This window comes from Shewanella sp. SW1 (assembly GCF_025653545.1).
GTDB lineage: Bacteria > Pseudomonadota > Gammaproteobacteria > Enterobacterales > Shewanellaceae > Shewanella > Shewanella oncorhynchi.
Map to the genome: position 1 here is coordinate 50,492 of NZ_JAKKSG010000015.1, position 19,953 is coordinate 70,444.

The window sequence follows — 19,953 nt, forward strand, 5'->3', positions numbered from 1 at the left end:
TTAGTAAATTTCACCATCTTTTAAGTCGAGTGGAATTACTCTACAACTTCAGCCTGAATATTCTGAAAAGCCTGCTTTACCACTTCTATCCCAGCGCCGTTTTTATGGGCATTTTCGCTCAAATAACGACGCCACGCACGGGCACCCGGTAAGCCTTGAAATAAACCTATCATATGACGAGTAATATGATTGAGCCGGCCACCAGACTGCAAATGCGCTTCAATATAAGGCAACATAGCCTCAATCACAGCCTCGCGGCTGATCACTGCTTTTTGACTGCCACACAATATTTGATCCACCTGCGCCAGAATATAAGGATTCTGATAAGCCTCGCGCCCCATCATTACTCCATCGAGCTGCACTAAATGAACTTGTGCTTGCTCGAGAGTTGTTACGCCGCCATTAATACCAATATTAAGTGCAGGATAATCACGCTTAAGTTGATACACACGCTCATAATCGAGCGGCGGGATCTCGCGATTCTCTTTTGGGCTTAACCCTTGAAGCCACGCCTTACGCGCATGGATAGTAAAATCCGTACACCCTTTTGCACTGACCACATCAATAAACTGGGTTAAAAACGCATAACTATCTTGTTCATCAATTCCGATACGCGTTTTCACAGTCACAGGAATATCAACGACTTGTTTCATGGCGTCAACACACTCAGCCACTAACTCAGGTTCCGCCATCAAACACGCGCCAAAGCGACCATTCTGCACTCGATCGGAAGGACAACCCACATTGAGATTAACTTCATCGTAGCCTCGCTCAGCAGCGAGTTTAGCGCAACGAGCCAAATCTAAGGGATTAGAGCCACCTAACTGCAACGCCAAAGGATGTTCTTCTTGGTTATACGCTAAGTAATCACCGCGACCATGCAATATCGCTCCTGTTGTCACCATTTCCGTATACAACAAAGCATTAGCCGACATCAAACGTGCAAAATAACGATAATGACGATCCGTCCAATCCAACATGGGCGCAATGGAAAAGGTACGATCGAGGGTTTTAGGCGCTAAACCTTGGTGTTGCTGGGTTTTATCTAAATTCATTACAATCCGAAAAGTTAATATTTTTGCTAATTTTTGTACGTTTTTGCATGTTTTGCATTGCTCGGGGAACCTATAGTGATCCACAATGGATTGGACTGAGGGGTTCGGGGAACCAAAAAACATGGCATCTTATAGCATTCAAAAACGTGAAAAAGCCGACGGTACTGTGCGGCATCGCTGCCTAGTTCGTGTAAAGAAAAACGGCAAAATATTATACACGGAGCAACGTACCTTTACCAAATATGCCGCTGCCGAGGCATGGGGTAAAGATCGGGTGATTGATATTGAGTCAAACGGGTTTGCTACTGAGGATACGGCTCCTATTACATTGGGCAGCATCATCAGCAAAGCCCTGACAGATGAAAACATCGACAGCAGCATTGGTCGTTCGAAGCGCTTTTGTTTACGGCTGTTATCGGATTGCGATATTGCTAAATTGAATCTGACTGATATTAAGCCGCACCACATCATCGATCACTGTAAATTGCGACGCAGCGCAGGCACAGGGCCATCTACTATTGCAGTTGATGTAAGCGTGATCCGATGGCTACTACGAATCGCTAAATCAAATTTTGGGCATGAGGTTTCACAAATTTCGGTTATTGAGGCTTACGATGCACTGTATAGCCAAGACTTGATCGCTAAATCGGGGAAGCGTTCGCGCAGACCGACTACGGATGAGATTGAGAGGTTAAAAGTTGGATTAGCTGCAAGAGCAGATCAACGAGCTGCGCATATTCCTTATATTGATTTGCTCGATTTCTCGATACTGAGTTGCATGCGTATTGGTGAGGTATGCCGGATAACATGGGACGATGTGGATGAGGCACAAAAGGCCGTAATCGTTCGGGACCGCAAAGACCCACGTAAAAAAGCAGGCAACCATATGTTGGTACCACTGTTGGGTGGGGCATGGGAGATACTGCAAAAGCAGCCTAGGAATGATGCGCGGGTTTTCCCCTACAACGAGCGCAGCGTTACTGCAGGGTTTCAGCGGGTGCGTAATGAATTGGGAATTGAAGATTTACGCTATCACGACCTAAGGCGCGAAGGTGCCAGCCGTTTGTTTGAGAAGGGCTATAGCATTGATGAAGTGGCGCAGGTGACAGGCCATAGGAACATCAACACACTGTGGCAGGTGTATACCGAGTTATTCCCTAAGCGATTGCATGATAAGGATGTTTAAACCTCTATCTCCACAAATGGCAAGTCGGGTGCCGTCCCTAGCACCCTGCCATCTTGTACGTAGATGTGATCACCAACCGTTCCCGAGCCAATGGCGCGGATAGTGTGGCCGCTGGCACTGCTGGCGGTGACCGTTCCATCGGCGTTTACTGCAGCTACAGTCATGATCATCCGTGGCAGTACTAACGCTGTTTGAAGTTGTTTAAGCATGGTGCCTCGCTGGCTGTTAGCAGGGTTACGCGATTGAGCGGATCACTGTAATGGATTGTTCGATATCGATATCACCGCGATCACTGACGCTGGCGCGGATGCTCCAACTGTCACACGTTCCTTTAAAGACTTCGGCACCTTCACGAATACCAATTAACATGCCAGGCGTTGCGGGTGGCAAATCAACCATGACGGGCAAGGATAGCGTGACGTTCAGCTTGTCGCCTGTATCTGCCAGCGCATTGGTGCCAGCGATGCGCGCCGCTTGGTTATCTACGATCAACTGAGCGCTAATATCAGCAGCAGGAATATTGCCCGCGCTGCCGGTGCGTTTCACCTTGGCGCTAATCCCCTGTTGTTCACCACGCAGCCACACTACATCACACAAAGGATTGCGGGAGACTGATTCGCTGTAATTGGTGATCACAGCATCGTGCACTGTTAGGTCCGGTACCGCTGTTGCCATTTCCCACGGCACGGTTGGCCAGCGTGGAATGATAGTCAATTTACGGGTGGCATCATCCGCTAAGATCATGCAGCCCAATTGGCTCGCTGCTTCATTAATCGCGTCGATCGGTGACTTGTTACCCACACTGAACGCGCCTGCAGGGACGCTAAAATCTGGTATCCCGCTTAGCTCTGCAGTCCAGCCTGTGTTTTGCAACAGATCACCAATAATACCGCCAAGGCTGCGCAATACAGTGTTGGTGTAGCTGATAGGCAAAAGGTAAGGCGATGACAGCTCTGCGGCGCGTGATCGGCCTGTGCTGCTGTGGGTTTCAATACCAAAGGCTTTGCTGGCGCTTGGCTGCTCGGTAATGGCATAAAACTCATAACCGTTGATGGTGATCAGCAATAGTTCATTGTGAGCACGCTGCGCATCGATACGGCTTGAGAACTCAAGGCTAACCGACCTCGCCCACTGTCCACGGCTTTGGCTAATGCTCACACTGGTGATCACAATCGGTAAACTGTCTGATACTCGCACGCATGTGATCGTTGGCTGCATTAAGTAGTACCTGCGGATTTGTGGTTCAATCGGGATTTTAAAATCGATATTGGGTAATGGTGGGTTAGCATCGATAAGGCCGCCGCCATCGTCCCAGTAGCACACGTTCGGTGAGGCCGTAAATCTAAGCCGTGTTGGGCTAGTTGAGTTGATCCAAGGTTCGCTAAAGCGCAGCGTGACCTTACCCACTGGCGGTACGTATTTACTGGAACATACCCATCTCGCCGCATGGGGAGCCCATGCCACAGTCTTATTATCACCTTGGCTTTGAATGTTGGTATAGCTAAGCGCTATCTCAGTCGCGAGTTGCTCGCCGATATGCAGTTTAACGGTAATTTGCTGGCTCTTGGCGGCGGCCTGTGACCACTGCATTTCAAGCATTATCTGCTGCAGCTCTGGCACTATCCATTTGCTTATGGCTTGCTGACAATGAGCCTCTGGTACTAACCAATTCATGTTGAGTTGAAAAGGTACCAGCGTATTCCATTGCCAGTTAACAGCAAATATTTCGCCAGCTAATGGCGGCGTATTCCATACCATTACAATTTGCTGTTTTAAGCTAAAAAAGCTATCCCATGCAAACACTGCATGGGCAGCATGTGATTGACTGCGCTGGCTTAGTGTAAGTTGCTGCTCGATAATTTGACTCGTATTGAAAACCACCCCGCAAACCATTCCAATGGTTCCTACACGTATAGGATCTGGCTGCTCTGGGACCTGTTCATCACCAAACCGCAAAGTTATCGGTGATGTAGCATTGAGCCAAGGTGTATTAAATCTTAACTGTATCGGTTTGGTTATGCGTACAGTTGTTGAAACTTCAACTTTACTCTGTACAGATAAACTAAATCCCTGCAAATAATTTTCATAAACATTGATAGTTAAATTAGACGTAACTGCAATGACTCGATCTGCAGAAAACTGAAAATCTACAGCTTCACCGTTTGGCGGGAAATAAGCCCCTTGAGGAAACTTGAAATCAATCAATTGGGATCACCCTGTCAAAGACTAAGGCATTAAGTGCGGAACTATCCTCAGCCAAACAAACCACATAATGTTCATCTGGATATGCAGTTTCAATGAGGTAGTCACCCGAACTATCAGAAGTGGTTGAACCAACGAGCAAACCACTACTGCGGAGATATGCTCTAATATCGGTGATGATACCGGTACCATTCTCACCAATCACTTGACCAGATATTTTCTTTAGTGACACAGACCTGAATTGGTACGTGTTGGATGGTGTTAGCTGTTTGCCAAAATTGCCATTTCCGACTAATGCTTGACCAGATGCAGAGGTCGAGTCCATGATAAAAAACTGAAGATAACTGCCTGCATCAGTACCCGCAGTGCAAACCAGTTCAATATTACCTCTCGAAAACTTGATCGCGAGGTCGGTCTTATTTAAATTGCTGTTACCGTATTGCGACCAACTGATAAATAGAATTGCAGCATCTGCCGTTTTATACCACTTGGCATTGTACGATTTACTATCAACATTGGGGCTCTTACAGTTAATAACAAATGAAGGGTTGATCGTGGCGCGTGATGTATAGGCACGAGGTACACTGACTTGACTGGGTGCAACGGCTACTATAGCACGACTAGACGATGAGACAGAGCCCGGTGGTTCGTCAACATAAATACCGATTGATCCCTCAGTTGATTGCATTATTTTGGATGATAGCCCATCTATTGCTGTTGGAAACCCTATATCTATTTCCGTTGCAGCATCATCAGCCTGAACCAAGCCGGGTAAAGTGGCAGTATCACTGAGGCCAAGCTCAGTAGCCCATGCGCTGTATGCGAGCAATGCATTAGCGTGTAATGGTGTTATTTCAACAATGTCATTGAAAATTTGCTTGCCAGTTTTAGGGTCGATAATCATAGTGACACCCTAGTGTCTGCACTTAATAACGTAAACGTACCTGTTGCACTGTATACCAAATCATCAATTTGCTGAGACAAATGGAACGTTGCCCCTTCCCAATAGCTAATATATTTGACAGTAGAACCAGCAGAAACGGTGAATTGCACGTTATTCACTAATGAAATAACACCATTGCTTGGGGCAGAGAAAACGCAATCTTGGCGTGGCGAACTCAATTCATTATCAACACCATTAGCACCTGGCTCACCACTGTGAATAGCAATTTTATCGATAGCGATAGCACCAAGAAGGATGTTTTTTGTAGCAACGCTTATTACCGTATTCATGCCGTTAATATCCAATTTCAATATCATTACTATTGACAAGTGGCAGACGTACACCATCTGCAACCACTGCATTGAATGTTTCATTATCATCAATCATTAGCACGATCACGCCATTGATAGCATAGCTTTTGCGAACCAAGTGCCTAACTATTACACCCGGCTTGATACCACCTTGCCAGATCAATTTCATAGTCACTCGGTCTAAAATGGCATATCGCTCAGCAGCAACATCGGCATCCAGTTCAAACAACCCGACAAGGTAATTCGAACGCTCAATGATTGGTTTAGCAATAAAATCACTCATACCAATCACCTGTTGAAATCCACAAATTACCTGCACCAACATGATTAATAGGCATATGATAGAATGCCACACCATTTACAGTTCGAATCAGTGGTAATAGTGAATCACAATACCCAGTGAATGAGGATTGAAGCATCCCGGGCAGATAACCTCTAAATGCAGGATGGAGATTACTGTTACACATGTTTTGACCAGTAGAGTCCAAAAATGTAGAAGAGTTGGATGAAGGGTTGATAGAACTGGCCTGAATTCTGGCGGGTGTAAATAGCATTGCCAAACCATCGCTAGGTAATGCGGTAATTCTGGTGGTCTGGAACGTATCAGATGAAAGAGATATCACCATCTGTTTTGGATTATCAGTACCGTCAGTTTGGTGCATTTTAGCAACTGGTGTGCCGTTACTTATATACCCAATCCCGTAAGACCAATCTGGCGTGGTTGAATCGATCGCATCCGTATTAGATGGATACGAATATGTGATAAAGCGGTTAAAATCGTTGGGTATGACACTGTGAATATCACCAACGAAAAAACTCAACATTATGCTTGTGTTAAATGGTGTTTTATCTACTGGTGAATCACCGTGAGTAAATAAATAAAAACTGGCTGCGGTGGCTATTATTACCCATTTGTAGGCAAGTGCTGAATTACCAGTGGCACAACGCCAACCACGATTGCTTGTACTTTCCCAACTTTGGTTCAGTGATGATAGCAATGTTGCAGATTGAAAGAATATTGTAGCCTGCAAAGCATTACCAGCAGATTTAGGCCAAAACTTAACAAAGCCACCTGAGCTTAGTAGTGTTGAATTGCGAAACACAACTTGCTGTGTCGCTTCATCTTCAAATGGCACAGACCAGCCAGCGCCCGATTTTGAACCATACCCATCCACCAAACATTTCTTGAGCACGTTGATGAGTTCTGAAGGTCTGACACCTTTTGACATTTGCGGTGCCCCCGCATCATCCCAACGATAAACAGTAACTGGTAATCCCATTACAATAACTCCTATGACTCGTTGCCGAAAAATGACAATACGGCTTTATCTGTAGTGATTTGACTGTGACCTACCTGCACATTGCGTAGCAACATAATCGGATTTGAGGCCGCGAACGTGGCGAAACGAATCGCTTCGCCTTGCTGCCAACCGCCACCCCATGCACCTGAGCGAATGATGAAATAAGGGGCATTTGTCAGTGGGTTAATCGGTGAAAAATCATTGAGTGTGTCACCTGTGGCGATTTGGCCAAGACGGCGGCCAACACAGCGAAATGAGCTGGCTGAGGTCATAATCAATACCCAATCTTCATTCACTGCAGTGGTGTTTTTGACTTCAAACGGATAGTCAACCGCATTCACGTTACCCGTAGCAGGGGCGCCATCGAGGTCCCAATTGTTGGCCCAAGCTGTCATATCGCGAACTCTGCCAACACGGGCCTGCAGGTCGCCAAGGATTTGCACACTGGCTAATGTCGTACCTACTGGATATTCACGGGCTAATGGCTTGGCCAGCACAAGGCTATTGCCTGTAAACGATGACACTAGACCGAGTTCCATAATGGTATCACTTAGCACAAACGGCGCAGTAAACCCCGAAAAATCACTGTTAATCGTGACCGTTCCTGCCACCTTATTTACCGTGAAATGGTCATTGTTATTGGTCCATAGGCTGGCGTCATTGGCATCAGTAATATCCACAAACTGGGCATTTTCACGAATAGTAAACACTGTGCCGACAGAGCCTGTGACTTGCTGCACTTGAGTATGAGAAAGCGCGACAGTGCCCCAGCGTCTGAACATATCGACAATACCGTCATTGGGGATACGCAGTGGGTTTAGCCCATAAATTTCGGCGGGTGGTAGCTGGCGCAATTGGTCGGTAATGTCATAGCGCAGCGTGGTTAAATCCACCGGATTGGTAAATAACAGTTCAACCAAACCATCTACGATAGTGCCGCTAATGCCACTGCCCGTTATCACGCCTTGGTTGTCAGAAGATGCGCTGATAATGGCGTGATCGGATATCCGCTCAACCTGCACGTAAAAGCTCTCTAACAATGGATTAGCCACACTCAAGGCAAATTTAGCCGTAGTATCGCCGGCAGCCGCTGCAGTGGTTGATTCAACTAAACCTGAATAGGTCAATTCAAAATCACCACGGCTGACCGTTTGCTTAGTAACGACACCCGTAAAATAATCAATGGTCGCCAGCAACTCAGTGGTGTCATACAACTTACCGATACCACTATTCACATTTTCAAAAACGTCCTGAGGCACATAGTTACTATCAGCAAACACAGCGCGGCCTTTGATACTGCCGACCGTTAGCTGCTTATTGGCTGGAAAGGCATTAGCGCTTGAGTAAATGCTGTATTTATACGCAGAAACATAATAGAGCGATACTGTGGGATTATAGGCAAAGCGCACATCAGGCCGCAGCGTAACGGTCACGTTCCCAGTCCCCACAGTAATCGACTGAACTAATGCATTATTCCCGCCGAAAACGCCAAAAGGATCGGTAGAAACTGCAGTGACAACATCAGTGTCTATCAGTAAATCCGCTGTGGTGAAGGTATAGCTGTACGTCCCTTCTGCACTTGGCTGACTAATTACTTTGCGGATCACTTGGCTAACAGTAGCATCGCCATTATCACTGCCACCCGTAATAGTATTGCCGGGCTTTGGCGCTAAAGTGGTGATCGCAGGCAGTAGTGATAATTGAGTCGCGCCCACAGCTAAATTTACCCCGCTGGCGGCGGCAGTCAGCTTAGTTACCCCGTGGAATTTTAATGGTGATGCAGTATTAGATAATCGCAAGCGAGTGCATTTACTCTGGCCATTGATTTGCAAACCAGGTTCTGGTGTCGCAAACGGGATCGGCGGGTCAAATACTACGGTACCCACAGCACCGTTCACTATGCTGGTGCGCGTGACTTTGCAAAAATGGGTTTTGCGTGGCCATGCCACGTTTTCAATGCCAGGATATTCCACGGTGATGCAGATCACTTGGCCAACCTGCAGATAAGTCGTTTTCCAATAGTCGCGATCATTAAAGCGATAAGACGACTGCAGGTAATCCGAGGAAAACGAGTTTTGATTCACAAGGAAGCCGGGACCACCTTCACGGATCAACTCCCCTGCAGTGACTGACGACTCAATGATCTCTTTCATATCCGTCATGCGAGATTCATCATCCAGCGCGGCAGACTCGATCATGAATACGTTAACTAATGGGTCTATCGGTGGCTCACTGATAAAAACATGTGCATCAATCAAAGTGCTGGTATCTGGCGTATCGAGCGCAGGGAACGCTTTTACAATGTCGATACTGGATTGGGCATGGTCGATATCGGATATCGCTGAAAATAGCTCGTTAAGCAAGCCTGACTGCACTGCGTTCTTAGTCCGTTGGCCGCCAGCCTCATTACTTGAACCCAGTAACTCGGGTTTAAATACTTTTAAATCTAAACGGGAAATAGTCATAAATGGCCTATAAGGTCAGAAACTTAAGAACCACGTTAGTGAGCTTTTCAAACCCGCCAACTTCGTCGAATAAATCCTCACCCGTTATGGGCGAGCCTGCAGTGTTATCCCAAACTACGTTGTAACTGGTGCCTTCATAGGCCAACGTGAAGGCGGTTAACGTAGTGGCGGCATGGGCTTTTAGTTGTTCAAACTCAGTGCGCAGCATCCATCCAGATTTGGTGCCCAACTCCATGGCAATACCGGCTGGGATAATGGTTTGCTGCACCAATGGCGCACCGTTTAAGGCGCGCTTCATATTGGCCGCAACGCGGGGCGTGTTGTCGCGGTTTAACCACAGCAAATCCACCGCGATATCTATGCTATCGATGGTTGTCATAGGGACCTTTGATTAATTGGAGCGAATAACAGGATTGGCTAACCGCCAACAGATTGCAGGCGTTTGATCTCATTCATCAATTCAGTGACGAGGCTGCGCTTCATTTGGGCGTTAAAGGTGCTATTGCCAACCTGCAGTTGCAGCACTTGCATATCTGAAGTGTTAGCCACAGATTGCGTGCTGGTTTGGGTATTGGCTTGCATGTTAACGCTAGCGGTTGCTTGAGTTTGAGCCGCAGCCTTAGCCGTTGCAGCACTGGCTTCGGCTTGCTTCTTCGCCTCGGCAGCGCTTTGCTTATCGGCGGCTTGCTGGGTTTTAATTTCAGCAGTGCGGAACTCATAAACTTGCTTTAGCGTTCGCTCTGCTTCATGTAAATCGGCAATAAGCTGCTTATCGCCTGTGCGTTCAGCAGCGGCGAGTTGTTCTTTAAGATCGGCAACTTGTTCTTGATAGCGGCGTTTTTCTATTTCATCTTGACGGCCAAGGTAGCCATCAAGCTCATCCTGCAGTGACTTAAGCGTGGACTCGGCACTATCGCGCAGAGAGTCCATGCGCTGTTTGGCGCTTTCCAGTGCGGAAGTGAGCAAAGACATATCTTGATCATTCACTAGATCAAGCGCTTTAGTTGCTCGTGTTGCGCTGTTGATAATGCTGAGATTCGCTTTATCGGTATTATCGAGCGCATCCACTAGATTAAGCAGTTCAAGCTTTTGCCGATAATAAGCGCGTTCGGCAATCTTGCCAGCTTTCTCGGTTTCAAGTGCCCAGTTGCGAAGCCCGACAAAATCAACCGTTTTAGCTAACGTGTTATCAAGCTCATAAATAACACCCGTTAAACGTTCTATTTCGTTTTCGACTTGCCCAAGATCACCAAATTCCTTTTTCACGTTCTGCACACCATAAACAATGGTGTTGAAGTAACGCGCAGCACCATCACTTAAAGCTTTTACGTTGTCATATATGGCGGTACCAATATCGGCAAAATATTGGGCAATAGACTGCAACCCAATGCCAGCTTGTTCGGCTGACTTTTCTACCGTATCCATCGTATTAGATATGGTGGTACCTATTTCTGTAGAACCTTTTTTTACATTATCAGCCGTTTGTTGAGTGTTATCACCCAAGCCAGATTGGGCATCTTTTAAACGAGAATATTGCGCAATAAGTTTATCGATATCGCCAGCAAGCCCCATAGTCGCAGCTTGCTGCCTTAGGCTAGCCTCAACCTGCCCATCACTGGCTTGACCTACTTTTAATGAGGCTTGTTCAGCCTTAAGCGCAGTTTCAGCATATTTTAAAAACGCTTGGTTTAGCTCATTGGTTGACGCAGTGCCATCCTTAGCGCCTTGTTTAACTTCTTCATACGTCTTTTTAGCCTCGGCCGCTTGGTCACGCAAAACCTTAATTGTGGTGATGCCAGCCTTTGCCATTGCCAATTCAAAATCATCAGCGGCAGTGGAGGTTTTTTTAACTTCCGTGGTTAGCTGAGATTGCGCCTTTGCCAACTCAGTGGCTGCTTTCTTGGCATTGTCTTGGGCTGTTTTATAGTCCTCAACCGATGCTTCACCCACAATAAAGGCATCACGCACTTTAGTCAGTTGATCTTGAGCTAGTTGGTTCTGTTCATTCCTTAGGTCAATAGTTGCCCACATCAATTCCATATTTGACAAAGCAAGCTTAGCTTGTTTATCAAGTTGGTTTTCTTGTACGTCACTTAATCTTAGAGTTGTATTTTCAAGTGCAATTTGTGCTGTTTCAAGCTCAGCCATACTGGCTGTACCTGAGTTTTTTAATGCAGTGTAATGCTCTTTAGCCGCCTGTTCGCGAGCCTTCCATGCATCAACTTCTTTAGTTGCAGATTCATTGGCTTTTTCGGCCGCTGCCACCGCTTGTTGACTCGCTTCTATCTGTTGTTCAAGCTGGCTTTTAACTGCCGCTTTTACTTTTTCAGCATTATCAACTTGGGTCTGAGTGGTGCCATCCGAGTCTAAACGGATATCAACACCCATTTGTTTAAGTGCAGCAGTCGCATCACGGGCATCTTGCTCGACTTGATCAAGATAAGCCTTAGAGACAGCCTTAAGCGCGTTCGCTTGGGTTTGAAGAGTTTGCGCTAACTCATCACCACCAAACACCCCAATGACCGTCGCCCAACCTTGCAGAATAAGGGCGAACACGCCACTTATTGCGGCGCCAAATGTAGCCACCACAGAGGTGAAAACGTTAAACACTAGCCTTATGGAACCCGCGACAACATTAAGCCCAGTAGCAAAGGCAGTAATGTTTTCCAACATGCCTTTAAGGCTTGCGCCACCATCTTTTAAAATGGCTTTGAAAAAGTCACTGATATCTTGTGCTGCGGCCTTAATCTTGCCGCTTTGATTTAACTGATCAAAACTGGTGTTAATGTCTTTGAGTAAATCAATCGCCACTTGATAGGCGCCAGAATCAGCAATGATCTGCTTAAACGACTCCCACTTATTCGAGAGAAGATTTAACTGACCACTTAACCGATCGAGACTTAATGCCGCTTGACCATTGGCTTGCTTGCCCATTTCGTCAAACAGTTGCTGCATCACTTCACGGCCAAGCTTGCCCGCTTCACTCAGCTTACCCAGTTGGACCGTGTTTTTACCAGTGACCTTTTCCAGTAAGTCCCACACGGGAACGCCGCGTTCTACCAGCTGCAGAATTTCTTCACCTTGCAGCTTTTGCTTGGCCCACGCTTGGCCTGTGGCGAGGATGATGCCTTCTAGTTTTTCTTGGCTACCACCTAGCTTAGCGTTGTAATCGACCATCGATTGCAAGGCCCCATTCATGGGGTCAATGCCGAAGGTTTTTAACGAGGCGAAGGCTTGCTTAGCGCTATCGAGCTGGGTACCAGTACGGTTAGCAAAATCCTTGATCCACGCAGTTGCTTGCTCGCCGCCCGCAATACTGCCCATCATGGCAGTCATTTGCGCACTAAAAGAGGCCGCTTTATCGCCTGCGGTGAGGATTGACTTTAGGCTTTCCCATAGGCGATCTACGCCCACATAGGCGCCAGCCATCGCAATGAGTGAGCCCGTTGCGGCTTTGATGCTACCGCCAAAATCACTCGATGATTTTTTGCTTTCATCGAGCAATTTATTGTGGCGCTCAAGCCGAGTGTTTACGCCCTTAATCGCGATTTCAGCGGCGGCTTGCTGGGTCTTTAAGTCTTTGCTGGCATCAGCCAGCTTGTTCATATCAATACCGGCTTTATTCAGCACGGTTTGTTGTTTGTCTAACTCCGCCTTGTTGCGGCCAAGGCTAGAGCCGAGTTGATTTAACTCAGTGCGCGCGCCTTTAACCTTAAGCGCATATTCGGCCTTTTTCTGGCCAGCCTGATCAACTTCGCTACTTAATTGCTTAAGCTCAATGCGCTCTTGCTCAAGCTCGGTCGCCAGTTGGTTAGCACTGGTAGCAGTATTTTTTTGCGCTGTTTCGAGCTGTTGTAAATCGGCATTCGCGGCAGCAAGGGCTTGTGCTTGATCTTTACTCGCCTGAGCGCCTTTATCTTGCGTCGCAGTTAAGCGCTCAACCTCAGCACGGGCAGCGGCCAGCTGTTCATCGTATTTGCTTAGCTCAGCAACTGTTTGGCTGTACTCAGTTTCAAGTTTACTGGTTGAGGTTGCCGCCTCTTTTTGGGCCTGCTCAAGTTGCTTTAAATTCTGCGCGGCTTGCTTTTGCTCTTTGCTGAATTGTTCGAGCGCGCGCGAGCCATCGATAAAACCCTTTTCGCCTTTAGTGATGGCGGCGGTGAGATCATCAATCGCCTTAATTGCAGCCTGTTGCTGCTTTAAATCATCTAGGCGTTCGTTTAAGACTTCACTTTGGTTTGCTAACTCTTGCAATGCCTTTTCTGATTTAGCCGCCTCGCTTGAAAACAAGTCGCGGCCTTGGATGATCAGGTTGATTACTTGATCTTTAAAACTCATGGCATCACCGATTGATAGGAATTAACAAACCAAAATAAAAGCCCACAGCACATGGATCACATGCTGTGGGCTATTGGGAACAATCTTTCGACTTATGCTGCACTACGGACGAAGAACTTAGACTTACCCGTGGCAACGATTGAGCTGTCAGCGAGTACAGCACCTTCAATATCGAAGCTACCGTAATCGGTACCGATCAAGTCTAAGCCTGATGTGGGTGTGGGCTTCCACTTATAAAACTTCAGCATCCACGGTTTACCGGTTGAGTCGTTAATACCGTCAACAACCACACTGACCGTTTTGCCTGATTCCGTTAATGCCTGCAACGCATTACCCGCTTGGCTGGTGTAGCCAATGGTTAATGTTTGGCCTGCTGTAATAGCGCCAGTCGATAACGCGCGGATACCTGCGGCACTGACAACATAATCTTCATCAAGTACATAAGTCACATCACCCGCTTCATTTTTAACAACAGGGGCGATACTGGTATCAATCATTTTTGCGGTTTGCGCTAAGCCATCGAGCACAGCGATAATTTCTTCATCTGCGACGGGTGTTGCGGTTAATACATCAATCTTACCGCGCATAGCTAGCGCTAAGTTCTCGTTGTTAAAATCGTAAAAGGTCGCACTTAATTTTACGGATTTAATCAACGTGACTTCATCGGCATAACCTCCGCCACCACGGTAATTGGGCAAGGATTTGGTTTCTTGTTCGATAGCGAGCTTTACGCCGCTCACGTTGCCACAGTCACGGCCATCGATATAGACGATCGCTGAGCCGATGTAACTTTCGGTTACTATTTCACTCATAGTGAGTCTCCAAATTTAACGGTATTAACAAGGGATAGGGTGATAACCGCTAAGCCGTGTTTTTCATGGGCTTCGGGCATGATGTACTTGCAGGGCTCAGACTCCTTAAAGCTGATCACCGAGGGCAACCAACTGGGTTTCTCGGTATTACGTTCATCTTTATAAAACGTACTTCGAATGGCGCGAACCAAGTTAATGAGATCGGCTGTCGGGTTGGTTGACTTGGTCAGATTGATACCCGCGACCACTTGCAGCACCAAATCATCACGATAATTATCGCGACCATTTACCGAACGAGCTTCATCAGTGAATGGCTGCAAAAAGATAAACTTCTTTTCAGATGCGACTGATTGCACATAAAAACCTTCGCGCACAGTGACGCCGTCAACCAGCGCGAGGCGGTCTAAAATTGCTTGGATCATGGGACTGTCCTTTCGGTATTTATCCTTTAGGCATTAACGATTAGCGTACTGGCCATATTTATTTCGCAGATGAGCAATAATCGGCGGCTCAATATCGTCGCGGATCTTGCTAAAACTGCCTGCCACTGAAGGGCCGTACATCGCTTTTTGTCCTTTAAGCTTTCGCCAACTGTTATCACCTTTCTGGCGTTGGAACATGATTTGATTGCCATTGCGACCAATCAAGGTAAAGGTGCCTTTAAACCATGTAGGTTGATTTCGTAGCGCACTGATCATATGACCGTCAGGCCGAGAGCCACCGTTCTTTCCGGTTCGGGTTAAGACTCTGGCATAACGGGTTAATGTGCTGGCACGATAACGAGCGGTGATAAACCCTTTTAAACTGCGTGGGTCAAAACTGACAGACAAATGCTGCTCAATGTAACTGCGGGAACGGAAACCATAACGGGCAAATATCGCATCGACTGCCGCCTTTTCACCAAACTTTACCGAGTCCTCAATCGCCCGATTAATCGCTGGCGCTTGTGCATCACGAATGCGGTTCAGTTCCTTTGTTACCGCCTCCATGCCTTCAATCTTTATGCGTGCCATAGCTATGCCTCAAGCGGAATATAGATAAAGGTCACGCTGACTGAATCCATGCTTACCCTTTGGGTGAGCCGTCCTTGCTGGACGCTAATGCCCTCACCTATCGCAAACTCATCACCAGAATTTACCGCCCCTTCAGACTGTAAAAACTCGGCACGACTGATTAGCTCGGGAACATATTCATTAGACGAGGCCGCAATTTCAGCGCCGTTATCATCCAAACTCACCAGGCGAGTAAATGGCGCGGAGCCATCGCTTGGGGTAAAAAGGCACGGATCAGCCAAACGCTGAAACAGCCGCACCATTTTACCCCGCACTCGTTCGGCAAAGTGGTTGCCAACGTTAGGCATTGATCTTCACCCAGACGGACGTTGAGGGATTGCCTGCACCCAGCCACGCTTTACCGACTCGCGTATTATCAGTCGCGGTGGCAGTGATCACCTTAGCGGTATCATCCCAATACACATCATCGCCTTGGCCGATATCAGCGGTATTGGCTTTGGGTAATTCAAAAACGCCTTCGGCAACAAACTCGCCAGGCGTGTTAGCAGGGATATTGCTTAAAGCAACGGCCAGCAAAGCGCCGATTAGTAATGCCGCGCCGCTAATCACAACAACTGTTGGGGTGAACGTGATGGTCTTGCCATCTTGCACATAATTTTTCATGAGAGTGTTCCTACTTAAAAACAAAACTGAATAAAAAAGGGCTATCGTTTGATAGCCCATTTATGTCGGTTTAGCGCTGTTTACACGCCTGTTGATTTCACCAATCCACGGTAATCAAGCGGCGCCACACCCGCATCGATACGCACTTTGGTGGCTACACCGTCGATAGTGAAGCCTTGTTGCTGCTCAATATAAGGCGTGTCGATACCATCAAGATAAGCCACCTCAATGGTGTCACGGCCTTGACCTGCGGCCAAGAACCATTGCACTGCGCTGCTATCGTCTAAGCGTGGTTCGGCGATCACTTCGGCAAAGTTTTGGATAGGGTTAGCGATACCCGCGTTAACATCCGCACCTTTGACTGAACTCGACTTGATGATCTGGTTCATGGTGGTTTCAAGCGCTACAGGGCATAGCACAAATTCAGGGCGAATGTTGAGGCTGCGATTACCCGATTTTTGCTTACGCATTAACATGCGGTTGGCATCGAGCGCAGCGACACTAGGTACACCTGCACCTAAGTTGCCATGTTCAGCGTGGAACAATGCTTTACCATCGCTCATTTTAGGGTTTTGCGTTAGCACAGCATAAACCAAGTCGCCAATGGTGCCTTTGGCGGCAAAGCCCATCTTCATTGGGATATCAGTCAACATCGACATATCGTCGTTGATGATGGCGTGGCGGGTAATGCTGAACAACTCGCCGTAAGTTGCCAATGCGATTTGTTGCGCATGGTCGCCAACGGTGACGTATTTATACTCAGCCCCTTCGCGCACTTGGCGCAGACTATTAAAGTCGCCAAGGCCAACACGCTTGGCGATTTTAAAGTCGCCTAAAATACCTTTTTTGGTCCAACGCTCGAAGGTTTCTTCGGCGGTTTCCCAGCCCATTAACACTGATTTATTCGCTACATCTAACAGGATATTGCCAAAGTCGCTTGAACTGTGAGTAAAGGCTAGGCCGACCATCTCCATTTTGTTGAGTCCAGCGCAGCCAATACCGCGATCTAGCAGTGATGCGCGCGCTAACTCAAGCATTCCGTAGCTTGAATAGTGGTTGCTCGCTTCAGCTTTCTCGTGGCCTGAACGCGACATTAACTGAGCGCGGATCGAGTCACCAACGATATTGCCGTTACCCGAGTGGATAATAGTACGGGTTGGGATAGTTGCTGCTGGCGTGGTGTTTTCGCCCAACTTTGCCAAAATGCGGTCTTTGGCAATTTCAGCATTGATGTTGGCATCCGCTAAACATTCATTCTTCAGATCAGTCAATTGCGGGAACGCAGCGAACGCAGCATTAATGCCGGTCATACGCTGAGTATTAAACGCAATCGCAGCCGCTTGAATGGTTGCTGCATCAGGTTGAGCAACTGGCACTGTAATTGGTGTTGGAACCTGAGCACTTGGCGCAGGCGCTGGTTGTGGTGCAGGCGAAGGAATGTTTCCCTTGGGTGCAAACAGGTTTTTTAGATGTTCAGGCATATTGGTAAAATCCTTAAGACGTTTTGAATTAAGTGATGCCGCCATTTGCAGCGGATCGGTTAGTGTGTTGGCAAAACCTTTTTCCACTGCTTCGCGGCCTGTTAACCATGTTTCAGCGGCTAATAAGGCGTGAAGTTCATCTTCGGGTAAGCCTGTTTTTTGTTGATAAGCCCCGACTAAGTTACCTTCCACTTTGTCGAGTAAATCGGCGTATTTGCGCATATCATCCGCATCACCGAGGGTTCCGCCCCAAGGTTTATGGATCATCATCATGGCGTTTTCCGGAATGATGATTTCATCAAAGGCCATGGCAATTACACTGGCCATCGAGGCGGCAAGACCATCGATGTAGCAAATCTTGTTCGCTGGGTGGCCCTTTATCATGTTGTAAATCGCCATGCCTTCGAATACATCGCCGCCAGGCGAATGAATACGGGCGGTAATGGTGCCCACTTTGCCTAGCGCTTGCAGATCACGGGCAAACTGTTTGGCTGTAATACCCCAGCCGCCAATCTCGTCGTAAATCATCAACTCGGCATTGCCGTTTTGCGCCTTGAGGCTATACCAGCTTTTGCTTGGGTGAGACTCGTTGTTAATCTGGCTCAGCGTTGCGGCGGGCGCGGTCAGCGCTCCGCTTGGCAGCATTGCGCTTAGCGCTGCTGCCGCTATTGCTATCTTGGTTTTCTTCACTGGTTTGTTCTCCAAGTGTCGGGTCGGGATCATTGGCCGTGACCATTTGGTTTTCGCGGTTGTATTCCACCTCGCGTTTACGCTGGCGTTTCACTTCCGCAGGATTACGGCCACGGGCTCGCGCCCACTCGGCCTCGGTAGCAGCGTTGCCGGCTATCATCATTTCCCAGCCTTCGGCCTCTTTGCGTGGGTCAATCCATGGCATGGTGGGGCCGTAGTACACGGCATCAAACAAGGTGCGGATGTCGAGATCAGGCGGCAACACTAATGGGTCCTGCTTGTTGAGCATTTCCATTTTTAAGAAGTTGCGGAACACAGGGCGCGACCAGCCAGCACAAAACCATTGCTGCATAATGCGGTTCGATTCGTCTTGCTCAACTAGCTCTTGGCGCTGGCTTGAATAACTGCCTTTGTAGTCACGTGAAATACTGGAATAACTGCCACGGCTACCCGCTGCTGCAGCTTTTAATTGGCCGTTACGAAATTCAACTAAGTGCACATTAGGCCGATTAGATTCAATCATCCCGACATCTTCACCGGGCTTTAAATCGTCGAAGGTCATGCCAGGTGCAATAGGAATTTCACGACTTGACGATTCACCGCTTTGGTTGTCTTGAAACATAGTTGCATCGCCGCGTTTGATGTAAAACGCCAGCGCGGCGGCAATCCTTGCGGCTACGCGCTCGGATTCTTCATAGTCTTTAATGTCACCAAGGCGGGTTAAAATGCCATGGAATAGCGACACGCCGCGCAGCTGGTGCAGGCGTTTGAACAAGCCTAAGTGCATCATGCTCGATGCGGGTACCGCTTTAGTTTTGTAGCGAAAGCCAACCTGATCCGCTGGGTGATCCAGCAATACGTGATAGTTAACGACTTGGCCCCAGCCGTTCACCTCAAGTCCTTGCCGTACCCGCTTTGCTGGTTCGTTTAACTCGTAGGGGATAAAGTCGGCTTCTAAGGCTTCAATACTGTATTGAGTGCCTTGCTCGTTGGGGTGGCCGAACTTAGGCACTTTACCCATCACATGCTGGCCGAACACATCACCATCACGCAGGGCGCTACGTAACACTAAACGTTCTAATTCAGGGCGACTAAAGCGGCCCGTCACATCACACTTAAGCGACCATGCACCGAAACGGCGTTGAATATCGTTAGCTAAGTCATCAAGGATTTCACCGCTAATACTGCGCGGCTGCGGTTCAACCACAATCCCTTGGGCACCGATCACCCGTTCTTCCATCCGGTCGAGAATGCCGATACTGAGATCATGATTTTCGTCTAACCAGCGCGCTTGCTCACGCAGGCTTTTACCTGCTGCAAATACCGCTTGGTTAGCCCCGCGACTTTCCTTTTTAGCGCGATGCGTGCGGCTTGGGCTAGCAGCTTCATACCCTTTCAGGTTGCGGTAGCTCATTGCTGCCGCTTCACGCTGTAATGCTAAACGCGGGGCAAATATCGCCAGCGCATCATTGATAATGCTCATGTGTTGCTCC

18 protein-coding genes are annotated in these 19,953 nt (G+C 47.8%); 1 reads left to right on the forward strand and 17 read right to left on the reverse strand.

All coding sequences use genetic code 11. The annotated features are described in order from the left end of the window. Positions 1-35 precede the first annotated feature (35 nt). Complete coding sequence (gene dusA, locus L5M71_RS14295; RefSeq protein WP_263208329.1) at positions 36-1,055, reverse strand: tRNA dihydrouridine(20/20a) synthase DusA; 1,020 nt, start codon at positions 1,053-1,055, stop codon at positions 36-38. Positions 1,056-1,176: 121 nt separating this feature from the next. Here dusA and L5M71_RS14300 point away from each other — a divergent pair, with 121 nt between their 5' ends. Further along, a complete protein-coding gene (locus tag L5M71_RS14300; RefSeq protein ID WP_012088299.1) occupies positions 1,177-2,241 on the forward strand; it encodes a tyrosine-type recombinase/integrase in 1,065 nt (354 codons plus the stop codon). On the opposite strand, the gene L5M71_RS14305 is transcribed toward L5M71_RS14300, so the two are convergent. From L5M71_RS14305 to L5M71_RS14380, 16 genes are all read right to left on the reverse strand, one after another. After that, positions 2,238-2,450, reverse strand: a complete 213-nt coding sequence (locus L5M71_RS14305; protein ID WP_011847761.1) for a hypothetical protein — start codon at positions 2,448-2,450, stop codon at positions 2,238-2,240. The genes L5M71_RS14300 and L5M71_RS14305 overlap by 4 nt on opposite strands. A gap of 25 nt (positions 2,451-2,475) precedes the next feature. Next, positions 2,476-4,446: a hypothetical protein gene (locus tag L5M71_RS14310; RefSeq protein WP_263203725.1), complete on the reverse strand. Its 1,971-nt coding sequence runs from the start codon at positions 4,444-4,446 to the stop codon at positions 2,476-2,478. Beyond that, positions 4,439-5,347, reverse strand: coding sequence for a hypothetical protein (locus L5M71_RS14315; RefSeq protein WP_263203726.1), 909 nt, complete (start codon positions 5,345-5,347; stop codon positions 4,439-4,441). Before L5M71_RS14315 ends, L5M71_RS14310 begins: the two co-directional genes overlap by 8 nt. Then, positions 5,344-5,676, reverse strand: a complete 333-nt coding sequence (locus L5M71_RS14320; RefSeq protein WP_263203728.1) for a hypothetical protein — start codon at positions 5,674-5,676, stop codon at positions 5,344-5,346. The genes L5M71_RS14315 and L5M71_RS14320 overlap by 4 nt, the downstream gene beginning before the upstream one ends. 4 nt (positions 5,677-5,680) lie before the next feature. Next, positions 5,681-5,980, reverse strand: coding sequence for a hypothetical protein (locus tag L5M71_RS14325; protein ID WP_012089172.1), 300 nt, complete (start codon positions 5,978-5,980; stop codon positions 5,681-5,683). Next, positions 5,973-6,977, reverse strand: a complete 1,005-nt coding sequence (locus L5M71_RS14330; protein WP_263203730.1) for a hypothetical protein — start codon at positions 6,975-6,977, stop codon at positions 5,973-5,975. Before L5M71_RS14330 ends, L5M71_RS14325 begins: the two co-directional genes overlap by 8 nt. An 11-nt stretch (positions 6,978-6,988) precedes the next feature. Beyond that, positions 6,989-9,463 (reverse strand): hypothetical protein, encoded by a 2,475-nt coding sequence (locus tag L5M71_RS14335; protein ID WP_263203732.1) that lies wholly within the window; start codon positions 9,461-9,463, stop codon positions 6,989-6,991. Between the two features lie 7 nt (positions 9,464-9,470). Beyond that, positions 9,471-9,842, reverse strand: coding sequence for a hypothetical protein (locus L5M71_RS14340; protein ID WP_012586816.1), 372 nt, complete (start codon positions 9,840-9,842; stop codon positions 9,471-9,473). Between the two features lie 38 nt (positions 9,843-9,880). Continuing rightward, positions 9,881-13,801 carry a tape measure protein gene (locus tag L5M71_RS14345; RefSeq protein WP_263203735.1) on the reverse strand — a complete coding sequence of 1,307 codons (3,921 nt, stop codon included), beginning with the start codon at positions 13,799-13,801 and terminating at the stop codon, positions 9,881-9,883. Positions 13,802-13,893: 92 nt separating this feature from the next. Further along, the gene (locus L5M71_RS14350) at positions 13,894-14,613 is read right to left on the reverse strand and encodes a hypothetical protein (protein WP_106649474.1); all 720 of its coding nucleotides are present in this window, start codon (positions 14,611-14,613) and stop codon (positions 13,894-13,896) included. Next, positions 14,610-15,035: a hypothetical protein gene (locus L5M71_RS14355; RefSeq protein WP_263208332.1), complete on the reverse strand. Its 426-nt coding sequence runs from the start codon at positions 15,033-15,035 to the stop codon at positions 14,610-14,612. Before L5M71_RS14355 ends, L5M71_RS14350 begins: the two co-directional genes overlap by 4 nt. 33 nt (positions 15,036-15,068) lie before the next feature. After that, entirely contained in the window at positions 15,069-15,626 is a 558-nt protein-coding gene (locus tag L5M71_RS14360) for a hypothetical protein (protein WP_263208334.1), read from the reverse strand. 2 nt (positions 15,627-15,628) lie between these two features. Then, positions 15,629-15,973 carry a hypothetical protein gene (locus L5M71_RS14365; protein WP_012196685.1) on the reverse strand — a complete coding sequence of 115 codons (345 nt, stop codon included), beginning with the start codon at positions 15,971-15,973 and terminating at the stop codon, positions 15,629-15,631. After that, positions 15,966-16,289, reverse strand: coding sequence for a DUF2190 family protein (locus L5M71_RS14370; protein WP_263208336.1), 324 nt, complete (start codon positions 16,287-16,289; stop codon positions 15,966-15,968). The genes L5M71_RS14365 and L5M71_RS14370 overlap by 8 nt, the downstream gene beginning before the upstream one ends. A gap of 80 nt (positions 16,290-16,369) precedes the next feature. Beyond that, positions 16,370-18,460: a ClpP-like prohead protease/major capsid protein fusion protein gene (locus tag L5M71_RS14375; protein ID WP_263208337.1), complete on the reverse strand. Its 2,091-nt coding sequence runs from the start codon at positions 18,458-18,460 to the stop codon at positions 16,370-16,372. After that, positions 18,363-19,943 carry a phage portal protein gene (locus L5M71_RS14380; RefSeq protein WP_263208338.1) on the reverse strand — a complete coding sequence of 527 codons (1,581 nt, stop codon included), beginning with the start codon at positions 19,941-19,943 and terminating at the stop codon, positions 18,363-18,365. Before L5M71_RS14380 ends, L5M71_RS14375 begins: the two co-directional genes overlap by 98 nt. Positions 19,944-19,953 lie beyond the last annotated feature (10 nt).